Origin of the sequence: Rufibacter sediminis, assembly GCF_014269285.1 — a bacterium.
Classification (GTDB): Bacteria; Bacteroidota; Bacteroidia; order Cytophagales; family Hymenobacteraceae; genus Nibribacter; species Nibribacter sediminis.
On sequence record NZ_JACOAF010000026.1, the window covers coordinates 1 to 18,740 of the forward strand.

19 protein-coding genes and 2 tRNA genes are annotated in these 18,740 nt (G+C 51.3%); 8 read left to right on the plus strand and 13 right to left on the minus strand.

The features are described from left to right. Window positions 1–562: 562 nt before the first annotated feature. The 5 genes from H7U12_RS10885 to H7U12_RS10905 all read right to left on the minus strand — a co-directional run bounded on the left by H7U12_RS10885 (window position 563) and on the right by H7U12_RS10905 (window position 4,545). On the minus strand, window positions 563–1,048 hold the full coding sequence (locus H7U12_RS10885; RefSeq protein ID WP_241749308.1) for a 1-acyl-sn-glycerol-3-phosphate acyltransferase: 486 nt from the start codon (window positions 1,046–1,048) through the stop codon (window positions 563–565). A 148-nt stretch (window positions 1,049–1,196) separates the two neighbouring features. After that, the gene (locus H7U12_RS10890; protein WP_186637343.1) at window positions 1,197–1,817 is read right to left on the minus strand and encodes a hypothetical protein; all 621 of its coding nucleotides are present in this window, start codon (window positions 1,815–1,817) and stop codon (window positions 1,197–1,199) included. A gap of 110 nt (window positions 1,818–1,927) precedes the next feature. Then, window positions 1,928–2,695 (minus strand): patatin-like phospholipase family protein, encoded by a 768-nt coding sequence (locus tag H7U12_RS10895; RefSeq protein ID WP_186637349.1) that lies wholly within the window; start codon window positions 2,693–2,695, stop codon window positions 1,928–1,930. A 3-nt stretch (window positions 2,696–2,698) separates the two neighbouring features. Beyond that, entirely contained in the window at window positions 2,699–3,547 is an 849-nt protein-coding gene (locus H7U12_RS10900; RefSeq protein WP_186637352.1) for an MBL fold metallo-hydrolase, read from the minus strand. Window positions 3,548–3,597: 50 nt separating this feature from the next. After that, window positions 3,598–4,545, minus strand: coding sequence for an acetyl-CoA carboxylase carboxyltransferase subunit alpha (locus H7U12_RS10905; RefSeq protein ID WP_186637355.1), 948 nt, complete (start codon window positions 4,543–4,545; stop codon window positions 3,598–3,600). Between the two features lie 233 nt (window positions 4,546–4,778). On the opposite strand from H7U12_RS10905, the gene H7U12_RS10910 reads away from it, so the two are divergent. The 3 genes from H7U12_RS10910 (at window position 4,779) to H7U12_RS10920 (ending at window position 6,153) form a co-directional block, all read left to right on the plus strand. Continuing rightward, window positions 4,779–4,852, plus strand: a tRNA-Asp gene (locus H7U12_RS10910). Window positions 4,853–5,477: 625 nt separating this feature from the next. After that, window positions 5,478–5,807, plus strand: coding sequence for a hypothetical protein (locus H7U12_RS10915; protein WP_186637358.1), 330 nt, complete (start codon window positions 5,478–5,480; stop codon window positions 5,805–5,807). 272 nt (window positions 5,808–6,079) lie between these two features. Then, a tRNA-Asp gene (locus H7U12_RS10920) sits at window positions 6,080–6,153 on the plus strand. Between the two features lie 100 nt (window positions 6,154–6,253). Here H7U12_RS10920 and H7U12_RS10925 read toward each other — a convergent pair. The 3 genes from H7U12_RS10925 to H7U12_RS10935 all read right to left on the minus strand — a co-directional run bounded on the left by H7U12_RS10925 (window position 6,254) and on the right by H7U12_RS10935 (window position 9,610). Next, window positions 6,254–6,646 carry an N-acetyltransferase gene (locus H7U12_RS10925; protein ID WP_241749310.1) on the minus strand — a complete coding sequence of 131 codons (393 nt, stop codon included), beginning with the start codon at window positions 6,644–6,646 and terminating at the stop codon, window positions 6,254–6,256. A 291-nt stretch (window positions 6,647–6,937) separates the two neighbouring features. Beyond that, entirely contained in the window at window positions 6,938–7,375 is a 438-nt protein-coding gene (locus H7U12_RS10930) for a helix-turn-helix domain-containing protein (protein WP_186637364.1), read from the minus strand. 558 nt (window positions 7,376–7,933) lie between these two features. Next, on the minus strand, window positions 7,934–9,610 hold the full coding sequence (locus tag H7U12_RS10935) for a L,D-transpeptidase family protein (RefSeq protein WP_186637367.1): 1,677 nt from the start codon (window positions 9,608–9,610) through the stop codon (window positions 7,934–7,936). A 279-nt stretch (window positions 9,611–9,889) separates the two neighbouring features. Between H7U12_RS10935 and H7U12_RS10940 the strand changes: the two genes are divergently transcribed. After that, the gene (locus tag H7U12_RS10940) at window positions 9,890–11,689 is read left to right on the plus strand and encodes a M1 family metallopeptidase (RefSeq protein WP_186637370.1); all 1,800 of its coding nucleotides are present in this window, start codon (window positions 9,890–9,892) and stop codon (window positions 11,687–11,689) included. Between the two features lie 94 nt (window positions 11,690–11,783). Here H7U12_RS10940 and H7U12_RS10945 read toward each other — a convergent pair whose 3' ends face one another. Beyond that, window positions 11,784–12,278, minus strand: a complete 495-nt coding sequence (locus tag H7U12_RS10945; protein ID WP_186637373.1) for a YciE/YciF ferroxidase family protein — start codon at window positions 12,276–12,278, stop codon at window positions 11,784–11,786. 178 nt (window positions 12,279–12,456) lie between these two features. Between H7U12_RS10945 and H7U12_RS10950 the strand changes: the two genes are divergently transcribed. Beyond that, complete coding sequence (locus H7U12_RS10950) at window positions 12,457–13,338, plus strand: cyanophycinase (RefSeq protein WP_186637376.1); 882 nt, start codon at window positions 12,457–12,459, stop codon at window positions 13,336–13,338. Between the two features lie 50 nt (window positions 13,339–13,388). Here the strand turns inward: H7U12_RS10950 and H7U12_RS10955 are convergent, their stop codons facing one another. Continuing rightward, complete coding sequence (locus H7U12_RS10955; RefSeq protein ID WP_186637378.1) at window positions 13,389–14,330, minus strand: isoaspartyl peptidase/L-asparaginase family protein; 942 nt, start codon at window positions 14,328–14,330, stop codon at window positions 13,389–13,391. A gap of 188 nt (window positions 14,331–14,518) precedes the next feature. Here H7U12_RS10955 and H7U12_RS10960 point away from each other — a divergent pair, with 188 nt between their 5' ends. The 3 genes from H7U12_RS10960 (at window position 14,519) to H7U12_RS10970 (ending at window position 16,565) form a co-directional block, all read left to right on the plus strand. Continuing rightward, complete coding sequence (locus tag H7U12_RS10960; protein WP_123125709.1) at window positions 14,519–14,905, plus strand: DUF3127 domain-containing protein; 387 nt, start codon at window positions 14,519–14,521, stop codon at window positions 14,903–14,905. A 144-nt stretch (window positions 14,906–15,049) separates the two neighbouring features. Next, complete coding sequence (locus tag H7U12_RS10965) at window positions 15,050–15,898, plus strand: SDR family oxidoreductase (RefSeq protein ID WP_186637382.1); 849 nt, start codon at window positions 15,050–15,052, stop codon at window positions 15,896–15,898. A gap of 37 nt (window positions 15,899–15,935) precedes the next feature. Continuing rightward, on the plus strand, window positions 15,936–16,565 hold the full coding sequence (locus tag H7U12_RS10970) for an RNA-binding domain-containing protein (protein ID WP_186637385.1): 630 nt from the start codon (window positions 15,936–15,938) through the stop codon (window positions 16,563–16,565). An 11-nt stretch (window positions 16,566–16,576) separates the two neighbouring features. On the opposite strand, the gene H7U12_RS10975 is transcribed toward H7U12_RS10970, so the two are convergent. The 3 genes from H7U12_RS10975 to H7U12_RS10985 are packed head-to-tail and all read right to left on the minus strand — an operon-like array spanning window position 16,577 to window position 18,548. Next, window positions 16,577–16,765, minus strand: a complete 189-nt coding sequence (locus tag H7U12_RS10975) for a hypothetical protein (RefSeq protein WP_186637388.1) — start codon at window positions 16,763–16,765, stop codon at window positions 16,577–16,579. Between the two features lie 43 nt (window positions 16,766–16,808). Continuing rightward, entirely contained in the window at window positions 16,809–17,585 is a 777-nt protein-coding gene (locus tag H7U12_RS10980) for an ABC transporter permease (RefSeq protein WP_186637394.1), read from the minus strand. A gap of 3 nt (window positions 17,586–17,588) precedes the next feature. Further along, window positions 17,589–18,548 (minus strand): ABC transporter ATP-binding protein, encoded by a 960-nt coding sequence (locus H7U12_RS10985; protein WP_186637395.1) that lies wholly within the window; start codon window positions 18,546–18,548, stop codon window positions 17,589–17,591. Window positions 18,549–18,740: the final 192 nt, after the last annotated feature.

The window sequence follows — 18,740 nt, forward strand, 5'->3', positions numbered from 1 at the left end:
TAACAGCTTAGAGGGATATATTTAAAGTAAAAGCCTCTGCCGTTTGGGGCCTGTTTTCTTAAAAACAGGCCCCAAACGGCAGAGGCTTTTTTACAGGAGTTAGTAAATGAATGCTTCCTGTTTTCCTCTCATCCTTCTTCTTCTCGCTTTGTCATTTTGGAAAGATCTGGTGGGTAAACTAGAAAGACAATGATTAACCTTTACTACCGTTCGCCCACAAGATCCTTTCAGAATGACAAAAAGGGGAAGTATCTAGCCGCAACTTCTTCCGCCATTGTTGGTGTTCTCACCAACAATCAGAATGGCGCCTGCAGGGGTGACCACAAGTAATTACCACAACATTTAGTTTACCGTTTTATGCGTGGGGAGGCTAAAGACAAAGCGTTCCTTGTCTCTACAGATGCTTGGTTAATGCTGCCTCGGGGCAGTGCGCCTTTTTTCCTCCGGTAGAAATTGCTCTATAGGAAACTTCTCAGCGTATCGGGTAACTAAAACAAAAACGTGTTTTGAGACTTCTTTTGGGAAAAGAGCCTCAAAACACGTTTCAATTCTTCAATATTATCTACCGAACTCCCTGGCTGGGGAATTTGGGGGTGACGGTGCGGTAGAAGCCGAGGATCTTCTGCATGTCGGCGTCAAAGTCACCGGTGGGGTGAATGGTTGGTCCAATGCCGGCTTCTTTCTTGGCGTAGTCCAGGTAGCCTAATAAGATGGGCACTCCGGCTTGCACGGCGGTATGGTAAAAACCTTTCTTCCAGCGCGGCTGGTATTTTCGGGTTCCCTCAGGGGTTACCATCATCACCATCTCCTCATGCTCTTTGAAAAGGTCTACCATGGCGGCTACCAGGTTGTTGTTTTTCTTGCGGTCTACCGGCACAGCCCCCATGGAACGGAGCAGCGCCCCCATCGGGAAAAAGAACGCTTCTTTTTTGATGGTCAGTTTCACCGGAACATCCATGAGGTAAAAGGCCGCCCGGGCATACACGAAATCCCAGTTACTGGTATGGGGCGCCGCAATCATGATGGCTTGTTTTACACCGGGAGGCATCCCTCCTTTTAACTTCCAACCGGCAACTTTGAAAATTACCTTTGCTAATGCTTTTCCAAACATAAAGTCTACGTGAGTCGAACCACAATATTACAAAAAAACCAGCCTTTCAGCTGGTTTTCCTCTTATTATGTTTATCAAGTTAGGTTTACCGCGAGGCTAATTTGAACTTCCGTTCCCGGAACAGGTAGACCTGCAAGCCGATGTTCACCGATGGGCCCCATTCCGTAAGTTTCTTGTTTTGCTCAGCGGGTACTTTCTCCTGGTAATACGTAAAGATCACGGCTGGTTCAACGGCTACTTTGGGGTTGATGAAAATGGCATACCCCACGCCTCCCCTGAACTCCATCAAATCGGTTTTGGCGCGGTTGGCCCGGTTGTTTATCCCGGCGGCGGCACTGGCCTCGCCAAAAATACCGTTGTCCAGGTAATAGCGCACGAACGGACCCGCCAGAATGTTGGTGGCCTGCGTAGGCACCTGCCCCGACATTTTCTCCCGGTAATGGTTTGCGGATGCCCGGAGTCCTAGGGCCACATCGCTCCAGACAAAATAACCCAACTTGGCATCCAGGTCATACTGCTGGCGGTACCCCGAGATGGATTCTTTGTTCACCGTGGTATTGATTCTCCGGTAAGAGCCTGAGACGCCGCCCCCCACCATAAAGGTCCGCTGGAAGATTTTAGCAGGTACTAACGTTCCCCTGTTTTCCTGCGCTCGCACGTTGGTGAATGCCAGAAGGAATATGCTTAGGTAGAGCAACTTTCTCATATAGTCAAATAACGGTGTAACCCCTCTATTATTTTGACTAATACGATTCCTACTCTGTAAGGGTAAGCACTATTCAAACTATGTCATAGTACTTATCCTATATAGAAGAACTAAATCACCGGCTTTGCCAGTGCTTCTATTTCGGGTGCCAGGTCCATGGTATGCTCATAGCCGATGGTATACATCTCTTTTGCCCGTTTCAGGTCAGAAACGTGGAATTCGGTGAGGCGAGGTGGTTCCAGCAATAAGTCACAAAGGGCTATCCGGCTCTGAATGTTGGCATGAAGGGCCAGGTGGAAGATCCTCTCCGTAACTTGCCTGATGCTGTTGATCTCCGCGTTATGGGGGGTGGGGTTAACATGCACCCCAATGATTTTGTCACATTCTCCGGTAATGCACTCCACAGGCAGGTTATTCACGATGCCCCCATCCACCAACATCCTTTTCTCCAATTGCATGGGTTTGAACAGCACCGGCACCGCCGATGAGGCTTTCAATGCTTCCACCAAAGAGCCTTGGGTGAAATAAACGGTACAGCCTTCCACCAGATCCAGCGCGGAGATGGTCAACTTGATGGGCAGTTCTTCAAAGGTGCGGTTCTGCAGGTGTTCCTCAAAGATTTTGTGCAGGGCTTGGGTGTGCAGAATTCCCCGGTTCATGGCGGGCCTCAGCAGCTTGGGCAAAGGCAGATCACAAACCAAGCGCAACACTTCTTCGGGCGGGAAACCTGCGGCAAAAAAAGCCCCGGCAATGGCCCCGGAACTAACTCCTGAGATGGCGTGGATGGGAACTCCAATTTCCTGCATGGCCTGCAGAACGCCTAAATGTGCTACTCCCCTGGCGGCACCGCCAGATAAACATAAACCGATTTTTTGCATGCTCTATAAAGCGGACAAAGGGAAAACCTGGTCTACCCGTACTCCTTTGTCGGTGTGCTTTACGGTGCAGCACTCGTTTTGGACGTCGTGCTCAAAAAATAATACCCACTGCTCGTCGGCCGCTTTCTTCAGAAAATGCTCTTTCTCCTGAAGGGTGAGTAGCGGGCGAGTATCATAACCCATCACGTACGGCAAGGGCAAGTGGCCCACGGAGGGCAGCAGATCGGCGGTGAAACAGAGGGTGCGCCCTTTGTACTGGAGCACGGGCAGCATCATCTTGTCCGTATGACCATCGGCGTAGATCACGTCGAAATCCGGGAGAAACTGTTCCTGACCGGCAGACAGGAATTCCAGTTGGCCGCTTTCCTGAATAGGAAGGATGTTTTCTTTGATGAAGCTGGCCTTCTCGCGGGGATTGGGCTCAGTGGCCCAACTCCAATGGTCCTGGTTGCTCCAGTAGCGGGCATTAGGGAACACGGTTTCCAGGCTGCTTCCATCTTTTCCGTAGCGCACGGAGCCGCCGCAATGGTCAAAGTGCAGGTGAGTCAGGAACACATCGGTGATATCAGAGAATCCGAATCCCGCTTTATGCAGGGATTTCTCCAGGGTATCATCGCCGTGCAGGTAATAGTGGCTGAAGAATTTGGCGTCCTGCTTATCCCCTATTCCGTTGTCAATCAAGACCAGCCGGTCACCAGATTCCACCAGCAGGCAGCGCATGGCCCAGGAACAGAGATTATTCTCGTCTGCGGGGTTCGTGCGCTGCCAGATGGATTTGGGTACCACGCCAAACATGGCGCCGCCGTCTAACTTGAAATTACCGGTAGGTATGGGATGTAAAGTAAGTGCCATGCAGCGCTACGTTTTAAGCGTGTTTTGGTAAAAAAGGCCGGAAAACAGAACTACTCGGTCACCACGCCCATGTCTCCGAACTTCTCAATGCGTTGCATGATCCGTTCTTCTGGTGAGAACGCTTCCAGTTCTTCCAGGGTAGAGAGTATTTTCTTCTGCATAGTCTTGATCATTTTCTCGGGATTCACGTGCGCGCCGCCCAGTGGCTCTTTGATGATGCCGTCAATGAGTTTATTGGCCAGCATGTCTTTGGCGGTAAGTTTCATGGCCTCTGCCGCCTGTTCTTTGTAGTTCCAGCTTCTCCAAAGGATAGTGGAGCAGTTTTCTGGTGAAATCACCGAGTACCAGGTATTCTCCAGCATGAATACCTTATCACCGATGCCAATGCCCAAAGCTCCGCCGGAAGCGCCTTCACCAATTACAATGCAGATCACCGGTACTTTGAGCATGAACATCTCTTTCAGGTTGCGGGCGATGGCCTCTCCCTGTCCTCTCTCCTCGGCCTCAAGGCCCGGGAAAGCACCGGGGGTATCAATAAAGGTAACGATGGGCTTGTTGAACTTCTCGGCTAGCTTCATCAGACGGAGGGCCTTGCGGTACCCTTCTGGGTTGGCCATCCCGAAATTGCGGAATTGGCGTTCTTTGGTGTTCCGGCCTTTCTGCTGGCCAATGAACATCACGGTCTTGCCGTTGATCTCTCCAAACCCTCCTACCATGGCTTTGTCATCGCGCACGTTGCGGTCGCCGTGTAATTCTATGAACGTGGGCGAAAGGCCTTTGATGTAGTCTAAGGTATATGGTCTTTCCACGTGCCGGGAAAGCTGCACGCGCTGCCACCGGGTCAGGTTGGCATAGGTTTCTTTTTTAAGGGATTTTATTTTCTCCTCCAGCGCCAGCACCGCGTCGCTCACGTCCACCTGGCTCTCAGAGGCCAGTTTCTTCATTTCGGCTAGTTTTCCTTCCAGAGAAGCAATGGGTTGTTCAAAATCTAACAGCATAGTAATGCCCCTTACGTTTAGCTTATGTGTGACTACAAAGGTAAACGAAACTTGCAAAGTTTAGTAGTGGGAGTTTTTTCAAGTTTTTAGGAAAATTTTCGGTTTGAGAATGAACCCTTTACCTTTTTTCTCTGGGTTTCTGGCCTGTTTTTTAGGGTTGGGAGTTGTGTGGTAAAGATCTGCCCCCCATATTTGCAGCATCAAACGGGGACAGCAGGTCTCCAGAAGATGTTGGTCCGGTAGTTCAGTTGGTTAGAATGCCGCCCTGTCACGGCGGAGGTCGCGGGTTCGAGTCCCGTCCGGACCGCAGTTTACAAGAGTCCCTTCACCGTTGGTGGAGGGACTCTTGTGTTTTCAGGCCTTGTGCCCTTCCGGCCGAAGTCTTCTATTATAAGGAGTAAGATTATCAACAGCGCCATCCTTTGAATGCGTGATCAGTTAGGCCTTCCCACTCCGGCAGCACTTTCCTAAAATATTTCAAATCTTACTCAGTCATCAAACTCAGGTTTGCTCTTTACTGATTTAATGCTTTCCCTAGTGAAATAGTAGGAATTCTAAGGTGACTTACGCGGCAAAGACTCAATTATTATTAGGAAAGGAACTCCTCCTTCGTTTCAAGCACTCCACTCTGATATAACCGTTATAGTTTGCTTTAGGGCTGTTTTTAGAAATAAAGTCTTAAAACAACTTCAGGTCTGCCCAGACTTATTTCTGGTGGGGGCGCTTCCTTGACGGTCTCTGGAAAAAATAAATTCAGAAGTAAAGGCAATAAATCTGTTTGCCCCTTTACGTGGATCTGCTATTATCCTTTATCTTTGTTAAATAATATCTGGTATTGCTTCCTCCCCTGTTTCATTACCTTATTATACCAGCCGATCTCCTGCAGATAGGTTTACTTTCAGGCAAGTAGCTATACGTTATTACATACCAAAATGAAGAGACAGGAGAAAAGCCTGGAGGAGTTGCAGCAGATTCTGTTTAATCTGGAGTTAGTAGATATTGAGCAGCAAGATCCTGCCACGCTCCTATTAGAACACCTGCACAAAGCGCTGGATGTATTCCGGTACATGTTCCGGAATGGCTACACCGAAGAGCAGCCCAGCCACGTCATCAATTACTGCATCATGAAGCTGGAATTCGCCAAAAAGCAGATTGAGAACGAAGAAGTGGAAGAAGGCCTGAAGTTTACTAAATCAGTTATTGTCTATTTCCTCAAAGAAACCTCCCTGCTGGAAATGGCCGAGGAAACAGATTTGTTCTAAACGAATAGACGAGGCAAAACTTTTCTTTCTCTGACGTGACGCTACCAAGCGCCCTTTACTACCCTGCTGAAGTCAAGCATAAACTTTTCTCTTTTAAAAGCTTACCCCTTCTCTCTCCTGTTTTAAAGGTGTTTTTACGAAACGAGTTGAAAAAGACGAAATCCGCATTTGAGATAAATTTTAGCGCTTTCCCTCTTTTTCATTTGCATCATAAAAATTAACTCTACATATTTGCAGCATCAAACGGGGACAGCAGATCTCCAGAAGATGTTGGTCCGGTAGTTCAGTTGGTTAGAATGCCGCCCTGTCACGGCGGAGGTCGCGGGTTCGAGTCCCGTCCGGACCGCAGTTTAGAAAGCCTGTAAGCGAAATCTTACAGGCTTTTTTGTTTTCACACGGTTTCAGAAATAAATAACCTGTAGACGCCTTTCAGAATCAGGCTACTTCTATTGCCACCTGGCAGCATCAATTTCTCTAGGAGACCACTCTACCTTAACAGCTGATATCTTTTCGGTTTCTAACCTAACGCCCGGAAGCACTCTAAAGCCATTCTTTAGGTAGAAAGCCAGGGGCGAGCTATACGTCTCGCCATTGCGCTTCAGGTCCCTGGCATGGTCAATGACCCAACCGCAGAGACTATCTTCTTTTTCTTGAAGCTGCTTCAAAAGTAAAGCCCCATAACCCAGGCCATGTAGTTTGTTGTCCAGGATGATCGCAAACCATTTCTCTACCTCTCTCTCAAATGTAACTCCCCAACCATGCACCTCCTCTACTTCATCTACCAATAGAAAGTGACGCTGCGCCTGAACACCACTGAGGTACGATTCAAATTCTTCCATTTCATGATAGCATAGCTTTTCAGGATATTCTTGATTCCACAGTCTATGTGACAAAGCAGAAGCTTCTATTATTCTCACGATCATTTTATTTAGATCTGTCTACAAGTAATAAGTTACAGATTTGGCAAAGCCCTGGCTGGTATGGAAACTCAATTGGGCTAAATTTTTCACAGCAATGAACTGCTCTCCTATTAATAAATAAATGCTCCTTAGCAGTTTCTCAGCTAGTCACTTTCTTTATTTAATAGAGAGAAGATCCAAACCTTGGGTTTCAGACATGATTGGGTCAAATCAGGAATCGTAGCTTTCAAAGCTCCCATCTGAATACAGGAGAATAACTTTTACTACTTTCTTCTTATTCTCATTTTCAGAAGTGGCACTTTCACCAGAACTCACAATCAATTCTGGTACTTTCCCGTCTTTTTGCACATCTCCTAAGATAATACCATTTCTATTTATTGGGTCTGATGGCTGGTCTTCAACGTGAGAAGTGGCATCCTTTTCGGCTAACAAGGTTAGCATATCACCTTCTCCTGACAGAAGCCACTTAGGAGCAATCTCTGTATAACGACTCAATATTTTCTGCACCACCTCCAGGCTAGGCTTATTTCTACCCGACAAAACATGGCTTATGACTGGACGAGGAACGCCTATTTCATCCGCAAAAGCTGTAGGACCTAGAGCACTCCAACTGATGATCTCCTGTATTCTGGTAAGCAAATCAGACATGTAACAAATATAAATTCATGTTTAAACAGTTAGCAGAGTATAACATACATCTACAGCTAAACTAAGCATCAATTTACAAATCTAAACCAATAAACAAAAGTAAACTCTATTTACATCAGTAAACACTTACAATTACAGTTTACTTTTGTAAACAAGCAGCTAAATTGCCCCGTTGCTTTTACTTCGTACATCTTCACTAAAGACGATGGATCATCACTTCCGATAAGACGATTAGTTAGACTTCTGTTTAGAGGCTGTTTTTCTTAAAACAGACTTAAAGTAGGAAGATGGATTAAACGGAAATAATCTGAGGCCTACATTCCTTTATTGATGAAAGGAGAAGGTTAATGTAAGAAGAAGGGCAAAGCAGTTTCAGACAAGCACATCCCTGCATTCGGAGATTCTAGAAAGTGGGTCTATTTACTAACCAACTCAGATCCAGTTCAGCTAGTAACGTCAGAACCAGAAAATGCCAGACAGTAAAAAGCCACCGACCCGCTATCGTAGTAGCAGATCGGTGGCTTTATTTAGCTTACGCTTAAAGGAAACTTCTAAAGATTATCTAAAATAAGCCATTTCCAGATCCCGGTCATGGTTGTAGATGTCTTCCCTGAAATGTACCGCCCCGGCATTATCAACCCAGGCTGTGAAATACACGATGTACACCGGCACCTTGGCTGAGAGGTTCACGTATTTTTCCTCTCCCCCGTGCATGGCAGCGTTGATGGTAGAAGGAGTCCACTGTTTCTGATCCTTCAACAGGTACTGCGCCATTTCAAAAGGTTTCTCAATTCGGATACAGCCGTGGCTGAACCCACGTTCGGTCTGGTTGAACAAGTGGTCAGAAGGCGTGTCATGCAGGTACACGTTGTGCTCGTTCGGGAAAATGAACTTCACAAAACCCAGCGGGTTCCTTTTTCCGGGGCGCTGACGCACTCTGTATTTGAAGTTCTTATCCACCGAATACCAATCCACGGAACTTGGCGAGACCACTTCCACTTTGTTGTTCCCAATGTCTTTCACCAGTTCCATGTCATTCCGAGCCAAGTAATTGGGATCTGCTGCCTGGGCAGGCGCAATTTCTTCCTCTAAAATCTGCGGCGTGATGTTCCAGTACGGGTAGAAAACGATGTACTCCAGCTTGTCACTGAAAACCGGCGTGGCGTGCATTTCCTTTCCAACCACCACTTTCATGTTCAACACTTCTTTGTCTTTCTCATACACGTGCAGCATGTACTCCGGAATGTTCACAAACACGTATTTGTCTTCGAAACGTTTGGGCACCCAGCGCCACCGTTCCATGTTAATGATGATCTGGTCGATTCGCTGTTCAATGGGCACGTTCATGACCCGAAGCGTTTCTCCGCCTACCACGCCATCGGGTTTCAACCCGTGCCTGATCTGGAAGTTCTTCACCACGGCGGCTAATCCCTGGTCATAAATTCTGTTCTGCGGAAGATTCTCCGCCGGTTTACCCAATAATCTATGCCGAATGGTTAACACCACTTCAGATGAATCGCCGGGTTTGAGTTTCTTGGCCGAGGCAAGTTCAATTTTAGGCCATCCACCCTGCTGCTTTATCTGCCGGTACTGCTTTAACGCATCCCGCAAGCGGATGTAATTAGGGTGCAACGCCTCAAATTCATAGTACGGGTAGCGGCTCTCGCGCTCCTTCAAGATGGTCTGCAAGGCCTTGTGGAGCTTGATCTTGTTTTTCTTCACCTCCCACTCAATGTTGTCCAGGCTTCTGGGGTCAACGGTTCCCCGGTAGAAGTCACTGGCATAGTTGAAATAGGAAGCGGTCAAGGTCACGTCCAGCTCTTCCTGCAGTTTGTAGCGGGCCGAATCGCTTTTCGTCTGCTCTAGTTTCTGGAACATCGCCTGTAAATCTTTGCGGGCATAGTCTTTCGGGTCCAGGCCTTCTTCGTGGGCTTTGCTCAGCACTTCCACAAACTTGTAGGCCTGCGGCACCAGATCTCCGTCTTTAAACCAGGCAAAGCGGTATTGGCGCTCCCGGTAGAAGAGCTTCATGAGGTCTAAGTGTTTTTTGAACTCAGGATCGCTTTTGGTGAAAGTGACCACGTATACACTGTCTGTCTGCTGAGGAAAATCTCGGGCGGCGGCAAGCGCCTCTTTTTTGTTCTGCTTGTCACCTGACTTGGCACACGCTGAAATCAGCACCAAGGTCAACAAGAAAAGCAGAATAAAAGGATGATTCTGTTTATTTAACTTCATAAAGGTGGTCCCTGTCATTTAGATGTGGTACTTATACTATGAATCAGCTTAAAAAGTTAAGAGAAGAACCGATGGCAAAATTGCATTTAACAAACAAACCATCGGCTAACTTCACAACGTGGCTGATAGCTCTACAACAAGCAAGAGCCGTGCCACTACCAGGAGCTGACTTCGTTCAAACTTGCCCTTGACGGGGTTCTTTTCTTATTTGCAACTCGTTTCACCACACGGGCGTTTTTAGCCCCTATTTCTAAAAAGACCTTTAAAACGGATATAAAAATGGAGCACAGCACCACCCCACAAATTGACTTCCCCCAAGATCCGCATAGCTTCGCCCAGCCCCAGGAAGCGCGCGTTCACCACGTAGACTGGGATCTGGCAGTCGATTTTGAGCAAAAGAAGATATACGGCACCGGCGTGTACCATATTGCGCATCAAGGCGCCCCGGAGATTGTGCTGGATAGTCACCATCTGCTCATCCAGCAGGTGTGGCTGGAGGACGAACAGCAGGAAGCACGTTTCACTCTATCGGAGGAAAAACCGTTTCTGGGCCAGGGACTGCACATCCAACTCACCCCCGATACGCGCAAAGTCAAAATTCGCTTTGAAACGACCGCCTCTTCCGCCGCGTTGCAGTGGCTGGCCCCGGAACAGACCGGCGACAAAACGCAGCCGTTCCTGTTCACCCAATCGCAGGCGATTCTGGCCCGCACCTGGCTGCTGTGTCAGGACAGCCCCAGCGTACGGTTCACCTATACCGCCCGCGTGCAGGTTCCGGCGCACCTGCTGCCCCTCATGAGTGCCGACAGTCCACAGGAGAAAGACCCCAGCGGCGTATACTTCTTCCAGATGAACCAACCCATTCCCTCCTATCTGCTGTCGTTGGCGGTGGGCGATCTGGTGTTTGCCTCGCTGGGCGAAAGGTGCGGTGTGTACGCCGAGCCTTCCATGATTTCAGCGGCCGCAAATGAATTTGCCGAGACCGAGCAGATGCTGCTGGCCGCGGAGAAGCTGTACGGTCCGTATCAATGGGGCCGGTATGATCTGCTGGTGCTGCCGCCCAGTTTCCCCTTCGGCGGGATGGAGAACCCCAAACTCACCTTCGCCACGCCCACCATCATTGCCGGCGACCGCTCCCTCACCAGTTTGGTCGCGCACGAGCTGGCGCACTCCTGGTCCGGCAACCTGGTCACCAACGCCACCTGGAACGACTTCTGGCTTAACGAAGGCTTTACCGTGTACTTTGAGCGCCGGATCATGGAAGCCCTGTACGGAACCGAGTACGCCGAGATGCTGCACACGCTGGGCTATCAGGATCTGCAGCACACCTTAGACGAGCTACGCCAGAAGCCACTGGACACCTGCCTGCACCTGAACCTGGAAAACCGCGACCCCGACGAAGGCCTTACTGAGATTGCCTATGAAAAAGGCAACCTGTTCCTGCGCCATCTGGAGAGTCTGGTGGGCCGCGAACGGTTCGATGCCTTCGTAAATGAGTATTTCAGCACCTTCCAGTTCACGTCCATGGACACCGCCCGTTTTGAGCAGTTTTTGGAAAAACGGCTGCTAAACGGCGACGAGTCGCTCCGGCAGAAAGTAAACGCCCACGGCTGGATTCACTCGCCCGGTATTCCGACGGGCATCACGCCGCCCAAAGCCGCTCTTTTTGAGAAAGTAGACCAGGAACGGCAGAAATGGGAAAATGGCACCCCAGCAAAGGAGCTTGCCACGGCCAACTGGAGCACCCATGAATGGCTCTACTTTCTGAGCAATCTGCCCAAAAGCCTGCAGCTAACCCAGATGCAGGAACTGGACACCGCCTTTGGGTTTACCGCTTCGGGCAACGCGGAGATCCAGGCGGAGTGGTTCAAACACGCCATTCACCACCAGTACCAGGAGGCGTACCCCGCCCTGGAAGCGTTCCTGGTGCGGGTGGGCCGCCGGAAATTCCTCCTGCCTCTTTACAAAGCTCTGCTGCAAACGGAGGCGGGAGCCGCTTTGGCCCGTGAGATCTACCAGAAAGCCCGGCCCAACTATCACGCCGTCTCCACTAGCACCCTGGACGCAATGCTTACTTAAAGGATGTTTCAAAGCCACTTTCCTGAAAATGGCATTAAAACAGAACGGCCCGGCAGTCTGTAACTACCGGGCCGTTCCGTTGATGGGGAAACTCTTAGTGGTTCTCGGCTTTCCGGTTCACGGTGGTTTCCGCAATCATGGTAAGCTTTTCATCCGTCATTTTCTCTTCGCTCAGGATTTCTTTCAAGTGGCCTAAAATCTCCGTATGGCCCAGGAACTTGGCGTAGGTACAGGCCGTGCCGTAGCCGGCAATCTCGTAATGCTCCACCCGCTGGGCGCAGGCAATGATCCCGGCATCCATCACCTCCGGATCGGCATCGTTCTGCATGAATTCTTTGGCTTCTTTCAAGATTCCCTCCATGGCCATGCATTTCTCCCCGTTGCCGTTCATGCCCAAAATCTGAAAGCACTGCTCCAAGCGCTGGATCTGCATCTGGGTTTCCCGCATGTGGGTTTGGATGGCACTAGACAGTTCAGGGCTGGAGACCATCTCCAGCATGTCGGGCATGGCTTTCAGCAACTGCTGCTCGGCGTTATAAAGATCTTTCATCTGGTGGAGGAACAGATCGTTCAAAGATGTTAATTTCATAGCGATGGTTATTTAGTTGAAAATCAAGGGTATTTCTTCTATACGAGTGCGTTACGGAGTAGGTCAGGAGAAAACCGCAGAAAATGCGTATTTTATCAATCTACAACTTCTTGCCCCGTAATGAGCTTTTGCGCCGTATAAGCACAGGAAGAAGCTTACCAGTAAACCAGTAGCATACATGACCAAACTTGAGCTGGCCCCCAAGGGCATTCTCATCGCCGTGGGCGGAAACGAAGACAAAGGCACTTTCCCGCGGGTTAAAAAGCAGTTTCACTTGAATTTCTTTGAACTAGGCATTCTCCGGCGCATCATTGACGCCATGGGCGGCAGCCAGGCCCGCGTGGAAGTCATCACCACGGCTTCCATGATTCCCGAGGAACTGGGCGCTTTGTACCTGCACGCGTTTGAGGTGCTGGGCTGCAAGCAGGTTAGTATCATGGATATCCGGGAAGAGGCCGATGCCCTGAAACCCGAGTACCTGGAACGCCTGAAGCAAGCCAGCGGCGTCATGTTCACCGGCGGCGACCAGTCCCGCCTATTCCGGATATTCTCCGGCACGGCGTTTCACCAGATCCTGCTGGACCGCTACCACCACGAGGAAGGCTTTGTGATTGCCGGCACCAGCGCGGGCGCCATGGCCATGTCTGACATCATGATCAAAGGCGGCAGCAGCCAGCATTCGCTGCTCAAAGGCTCCGTGAAACTGGACCGCGGACTGGCTTTTCAGGAAAACGTCATCTTTGACTCCCATTTCGTAAAACGCGGCCGTTTCGGACGATTGATGGAAGCCGTGGCCACGCACCCTTTCAAAATAGGAATCGGTTTGGGCGAGGATACCGGGGTGATGATCACCAGGGGAAATTTCATTGAAACCATCGGCTCTAACCTAGTCATTGTGGTAGACGGGCACCACATCAAACACAACAACACGCCGTACGCACCACCGGGCACGCCGCTTTCCATCGAGAACTTCAAGCTGCACGTGCTGGCCTTCGGAAACTACTATGACATCCGGGAACGGAAATTCTGCGTGGGCGAGAAACTCCCCGTGATTGAATAGTCGAAAAGACGTTTCAGGGCCGATTTTCTGAAATCAGCCCCAAAACAGCCCTACTCCTGGTAAATAGCGACTACCGGTTCCTGCCCCTGCACCCAGCTGCCGCGGTACATGCCTTCTGAGTTAAACGGCAGGGCTACCTGGCCGGTGGCATCCACGGCAATCAACCCGCCTTCGCCGCCTTGCTCCTTCAGCTTTTTGTTCACCACCAGATCTGCCGCTTCAGTAAGGGAAAGTCCTTTGTACTCCATGAGGCACGAAATATCATAGGCCACCACGTGGCGCATGAAAAACTCGCCGTGGCCGGTGCATGAAATGGCGCAGGTGCGGTTGTTGGCGTAGGTGCCCGCACCAATAATGGGCGAATCCCCGATGCGGTTGAAGTTCTTGTTGGTCATGCCGCCCGTGGAGGTGGCCGCCGCCAAGTTCCCCTGCAGGTCTACCGCCACCGCCCCTACTGTGCCAAACTTCTTCTCCTGGGTTTCTGAGTGGTCCAGCATGTAGACATCAGAATCACGCAGGGCCTGCCACTGCTCGTAGCGCTGCGGCGTGTAGAAATACTCATCCGGTTCAAACGTGATGCCGTGGTTGCGGGCAAACTCCTCGGCGCCGGGCTGGGCCAGAAATACGTGGTCTGAGTGGTGCAAAACCTGGCTGGCCAGCAGAATGGGGTTGCGTACGTTCCGGACGCCGGTCACCGCGCCGGCACCCAGCGTCTTTCCGCACATGATAGCCGCGTCCATCTCATGCCGCCCCCGCTTATTGAACACCGATCCCCTTCCTGCATTAAACAAGGGGCAGTCTTCCAGTGACACCACCGTGGCTTCTACAGCCGCCAGGGCCGTTCCGCCCTGGCGCAGAATCTGGAACCCGGTGGCCAGCGCCTGCTGCAGCGCCTGGCGGTACTCCCGGTCCATTTCTGTGGTTAAAGAAGTGCGGGTGATAGTTCCGGCGCCCCCGTGCAGGGCCAGGGCAAAACGATGCTGATTCTCCATACTTTACCTGTTTTTTCTACGGGCTTCTTCCCGAGCCACTTAAATTCAACCCCTTCAAGCAGGCCTTCACACAGGTGAAAAACGGGCCCGGTTGGTTGATAAATTTAAGTCTGGCTGGGGGAATCTTAACCCTCTATTCTTTGTATATTTGTAGAGTTTACTTTACTAATCTATTAAATATATCACCTATGTCATTTGATGTACAAGGAAGATTGCACGAGATCTTTGACGAAACCCAAGTGAGCGACAAATTCCGTAAACGTGAATTCGTTTTGGAAATCCCAGACGGCTCTTATACGCAATACGCCAAGTTTCAGCTTACCCAAGACAAGTGCGGTATTCTTGACAACTACAAAACAGGCGATGAAGTGAAGGTTGCTTTCAACCTGAGCGGGAAACCCTTCACCAAGAACGGCACCACCATGTACTTCACCAACCTGCAGGCCTGGAGAGTAGAGCACGCCGGCAACGCGGCTCAGCCACAGGCATCTGGCAACCCCTACGCTGCCCAGCAGCCGGTGAAATCCAGCTCGTCTTTCATCAGCGATGACATGGACAACGATCTTCCTTTCTAAGCTTGATCTTTCTGCAATAAAATGAAATGCGGCCCTTGACCAGGGCCGCATTTTTTGTTTCAGGCAAACATTGCCTTGAAGACAGCGAAATGCCCGGTTTTTGCGTAGTGCAGCTTAGCCGGGAGAACTGGTGTGATACAAGACATGATAAAGGACAAAGACGTGAAGGTGATGGTGGTAACGGGCGCCAGCTCGGGCATTGGAAAAGCAACCGCAGAGGCATTGGCCAAAGAAGGCAACCAGGTGGTGATGGTGTGCCGCAGCAACGAGAAAGGCCGCCAGGCCATCACCGATATCCAAAAGCACGTACCCGATGCCCAGCTGGAACTGCACCTCGCCGATCTGTCCTCTATGGAGGAAGTAAGAAGGCTTGCCGATGAGCTGAAAACGAAGTACCCCGTCATTGACGTGCTCATCAACAACGCGGGCCTGATCCCGGGCCATCAGGAAACCACCGTAGACGGCTGGGAGCTGGCCTGGGCCACCAATCACCTGGCTCCATTCCTGCTCACTAACCTGCTCATGGACTCTTTGCTGACTTCTGAGCAGGGCCGCGTGATCAACGTGACCTCTGAGGCGCACCGGTTGGGCCAGATCGATTTTGACCACGCCGGCCGGCCCCAGAAATACAGCGCCATCACGGCCTACGCCGATTCTAAACTAGCCAATATCCATTTCACCTACGAGCTGGCCCGCCGCACCGAGTTCACCAATCTGACGGTCAATTGCCTGCACCCGGGCGTAGTGGCCAGTAACTTTGGGAGCAACAGCAATTTCTTTATCCGGCACCTGTTCCGGCTGGCCGGGTTTTTCATGAAATCGCCCGCGAAAGGAGCCGCGACCTCGGTGTATCTGGCTACCTCGCCCTACGTTAAACTCGTCAGCGGAAAATACTTTAAGAACAGCAAGCAGGCCAACTCCGCCGCCGATTCCAACAACGCGCACGTGGCCCGCCGGGTCTGGGACATCAGCGCCGAACAAACCGGTTTTTAGGCTGTTTTCACCAAAGTACCCCTAAAACGCACGTCCTATGCACAGGCAGGAAATGCTTCTGTTGATTCTTCAGGGAGAAGGCGAAACGCTGGAGTTCAAGAAAACCATCACCCATCCGGCTCGCATCGCCCGCACCCTGGTTTCCTTCGCCAATACCCGCGGCGGACAGATCCTAGTGGGCGTTCAGGACGATGGTTCCATCTGCGGGGCCGATCCAGAGGAGGAAAAGTATTCGCTGGACAAAGCCATCCAGACGTTATGTGAGCCGCCGGTGCAGGTGCGCTACGAGGAAGTGGACATGGAGGAAGGCACCGTGCTGCGGGTCATCATCCCGGAAAGCGACACAAAACCACACCTGGCCAAAGTAAAAGAAGACGACTGGCGCAGCTACATCCGGGTGAAGGACGAAAGCGTGCAGACAAGTAAACTGGTGGAGAAATCGCTCACGTTGGAACCCGCCACCGAGACGTTAGAGGAGAAAGTTGACCAGCTGCAGGAACGTATCCTGGAACTGCTCCGCAAATACCGCAAACTCACCCTCAAGGATTTCATGCACCTGGCCAACCTCTCCAAACAGCGAGCCCGGCGGTTGCTGGTGTACATGGTGCTGCAGGGTCAGATCAGGATGCACGACAAGGAGAAGGAGCCGTTCTACACCTTGAGCTAACCCGGGCGTGCTCAAGGCCAGGCATAGAAAATTGAAGCGGCCGGTTTGCTTTCCTCCACCTCCTGGGCGGCCGTCTGGTACAGGTCATTCCGCTCCACTAAGTGCTGATGCCGCTCCAAAGCGAGTTGCCCTTTCGGGTCAAAACAGGCCGAGGCCCAACCCAGCAACGCACCAAGGATCAGGGTAAATAATATTTTCATAATCAATTGTTATCGAGACGTTTTTACAAAATTACTTCCAAATTTACTGGATGTCTTTTCGGGAAGATGTCCACACCCCGAGGACTAGCAGCACCAGGCTCCCCAGCAGGCTGTACCACATCTGGGGCACGAATACTGACGCGTTTTTAGCCTGAAAAACTGCCGCTGAAAAGTAAGGCCAGCTGTAAGGATAGAACCCGATGTGCTCCCATCGTGACCCGATCAGAAAGGCCATGGTGAACAGGATTCCCAGACCCATGCTCAGGGCGATGCTTCTGAACTGGAAACTCAAGCAGAACTGCAGGGTGAAGATGAAGAGCGAGCCCACCAGCACCCGGAACGTGCCCAGGCTGATGCCCTGCACGTGGTGATAGTCCTGAAACCCCAGGCCGGGGCGCACAAGGCCCAGCAGGTAACCACCGACCAACAGCCCCAGCCAGAAGGTGGCATAACTCAGCACCACCAGCCCCAGCAACAGCAGGTACTTATTCAGAAACACCGACCACCGGGGCACCGGCAGCGCATACAACTGCTTCCAGCCGCCTGACTGGTGCTCGGTGCCGTTCACCAGAGCCGTGAGCAGCGCCAAAAACAAAGGCACCAGCAACTGCGCTGTGGGTGAGATGTTGTTCATCGCCCAGGTAAACCAGGGATTACTGCCCGGTTTCAGAAACAGGTGCCCTTTGAAAAAGAACACCAGAAACGTCATGCTCACAATGGAGAGCGGGGCCAGCAAAGACAGCCACAAGGCCCAGGTGTGTTTCAGTTTCAAAACTTCCGCCGAAACTCCGCGGCGGAGGTAAAGGTGAAAAGTGCTCATAAATCAGGCGAAAGAGATAGGTTCAGGGATTGAGGTTTGGGTCTTCATTGGCGCGGCATCGGTTAAGGAAAGGAACACGTCCTCCAGGCTTTGGGTGGAAAAAGCAAGGCCTGACACAGCTACGCCGCCCAACACCAGGCACTGGTTCAGAACCGCCGCCTCTTCTTTGTCCTGTACTGTCACCCGTATCACATTCTGCCCTAGCTTCTCCACCGAATAGCCGTTGGTGAGTAATATCTCTTTTGCCATCAGCGGATTATCTACTTCCACCTCAACGTAGGCAGCAGATAAAGTCGCTTGCTGCAACTCCTGCACACTTCCCTGAAATGCCAGCTGCCCCTGGTGCAGAATGCCCACGTGCGACACGGTTTTCTCTATTTCACTGAGTAAATGGCTGGACAGGAAGATGGTCTTGCCGTGCTCCTGGTTCAGGTCTTTCAGGAGTTCGCGCATTTCCCGGATGCCGCTGGGGTCTAAGCCATTGGTGGGCTCGTCCAGGATCAGGAGCTCCGGGTCTGAGAGCAGCGCCAACGCAATGCCCAGCCGCTGGCACATGCCCAGGGAGTAGTGTTTCACCGGCCGATGGGCGTCTGGCTGTAGCCGGACAATCTGCAGCACCTCGGCAATTCGCTTCTTCTCCACCCCCAGCATCCGGCGCATCACCTCCAGGTTGTCGTGCCCGGACAGGTGCCGGTACAGACTGGGCGTTTCAATCAGGGCACCCACCCGCTGAAGAATGGGGATTCGCTGCTCCCGCAACTCCCGCCCAAACAGCCGGATGCTCCCGGAAGTGGGAGTTAGTAAGCCCAGCAGCAACCGGATGGTTGTGGTCTTTCCCGCGCCGTTAGGTCCCAGAAAGCCATAGATGCAGCCCTGCGGAATTTGCAGGTCCAAGCCTTGGAGAATCTCCCGCGGACCGTAGCGGTAGGTAAGTTGGTGCGTACTGATGAGGGGTTCTTTCATAGCCGTAGAGAAGTGATGCCCCAAATGAACAGGTTCCATCCGCTTGCCGCAACTAAACTATACCAACGCCCATTTCATCCGGACCAACCCCGCTTTCCCTCCTCTTAACCCGTTCGTCGATACATTTGGCGGCTTGGTCTAAATCCCGGCCATTCCGCGTTTATTGCTCGCGTGAATGGTTAGTTTTGGGCA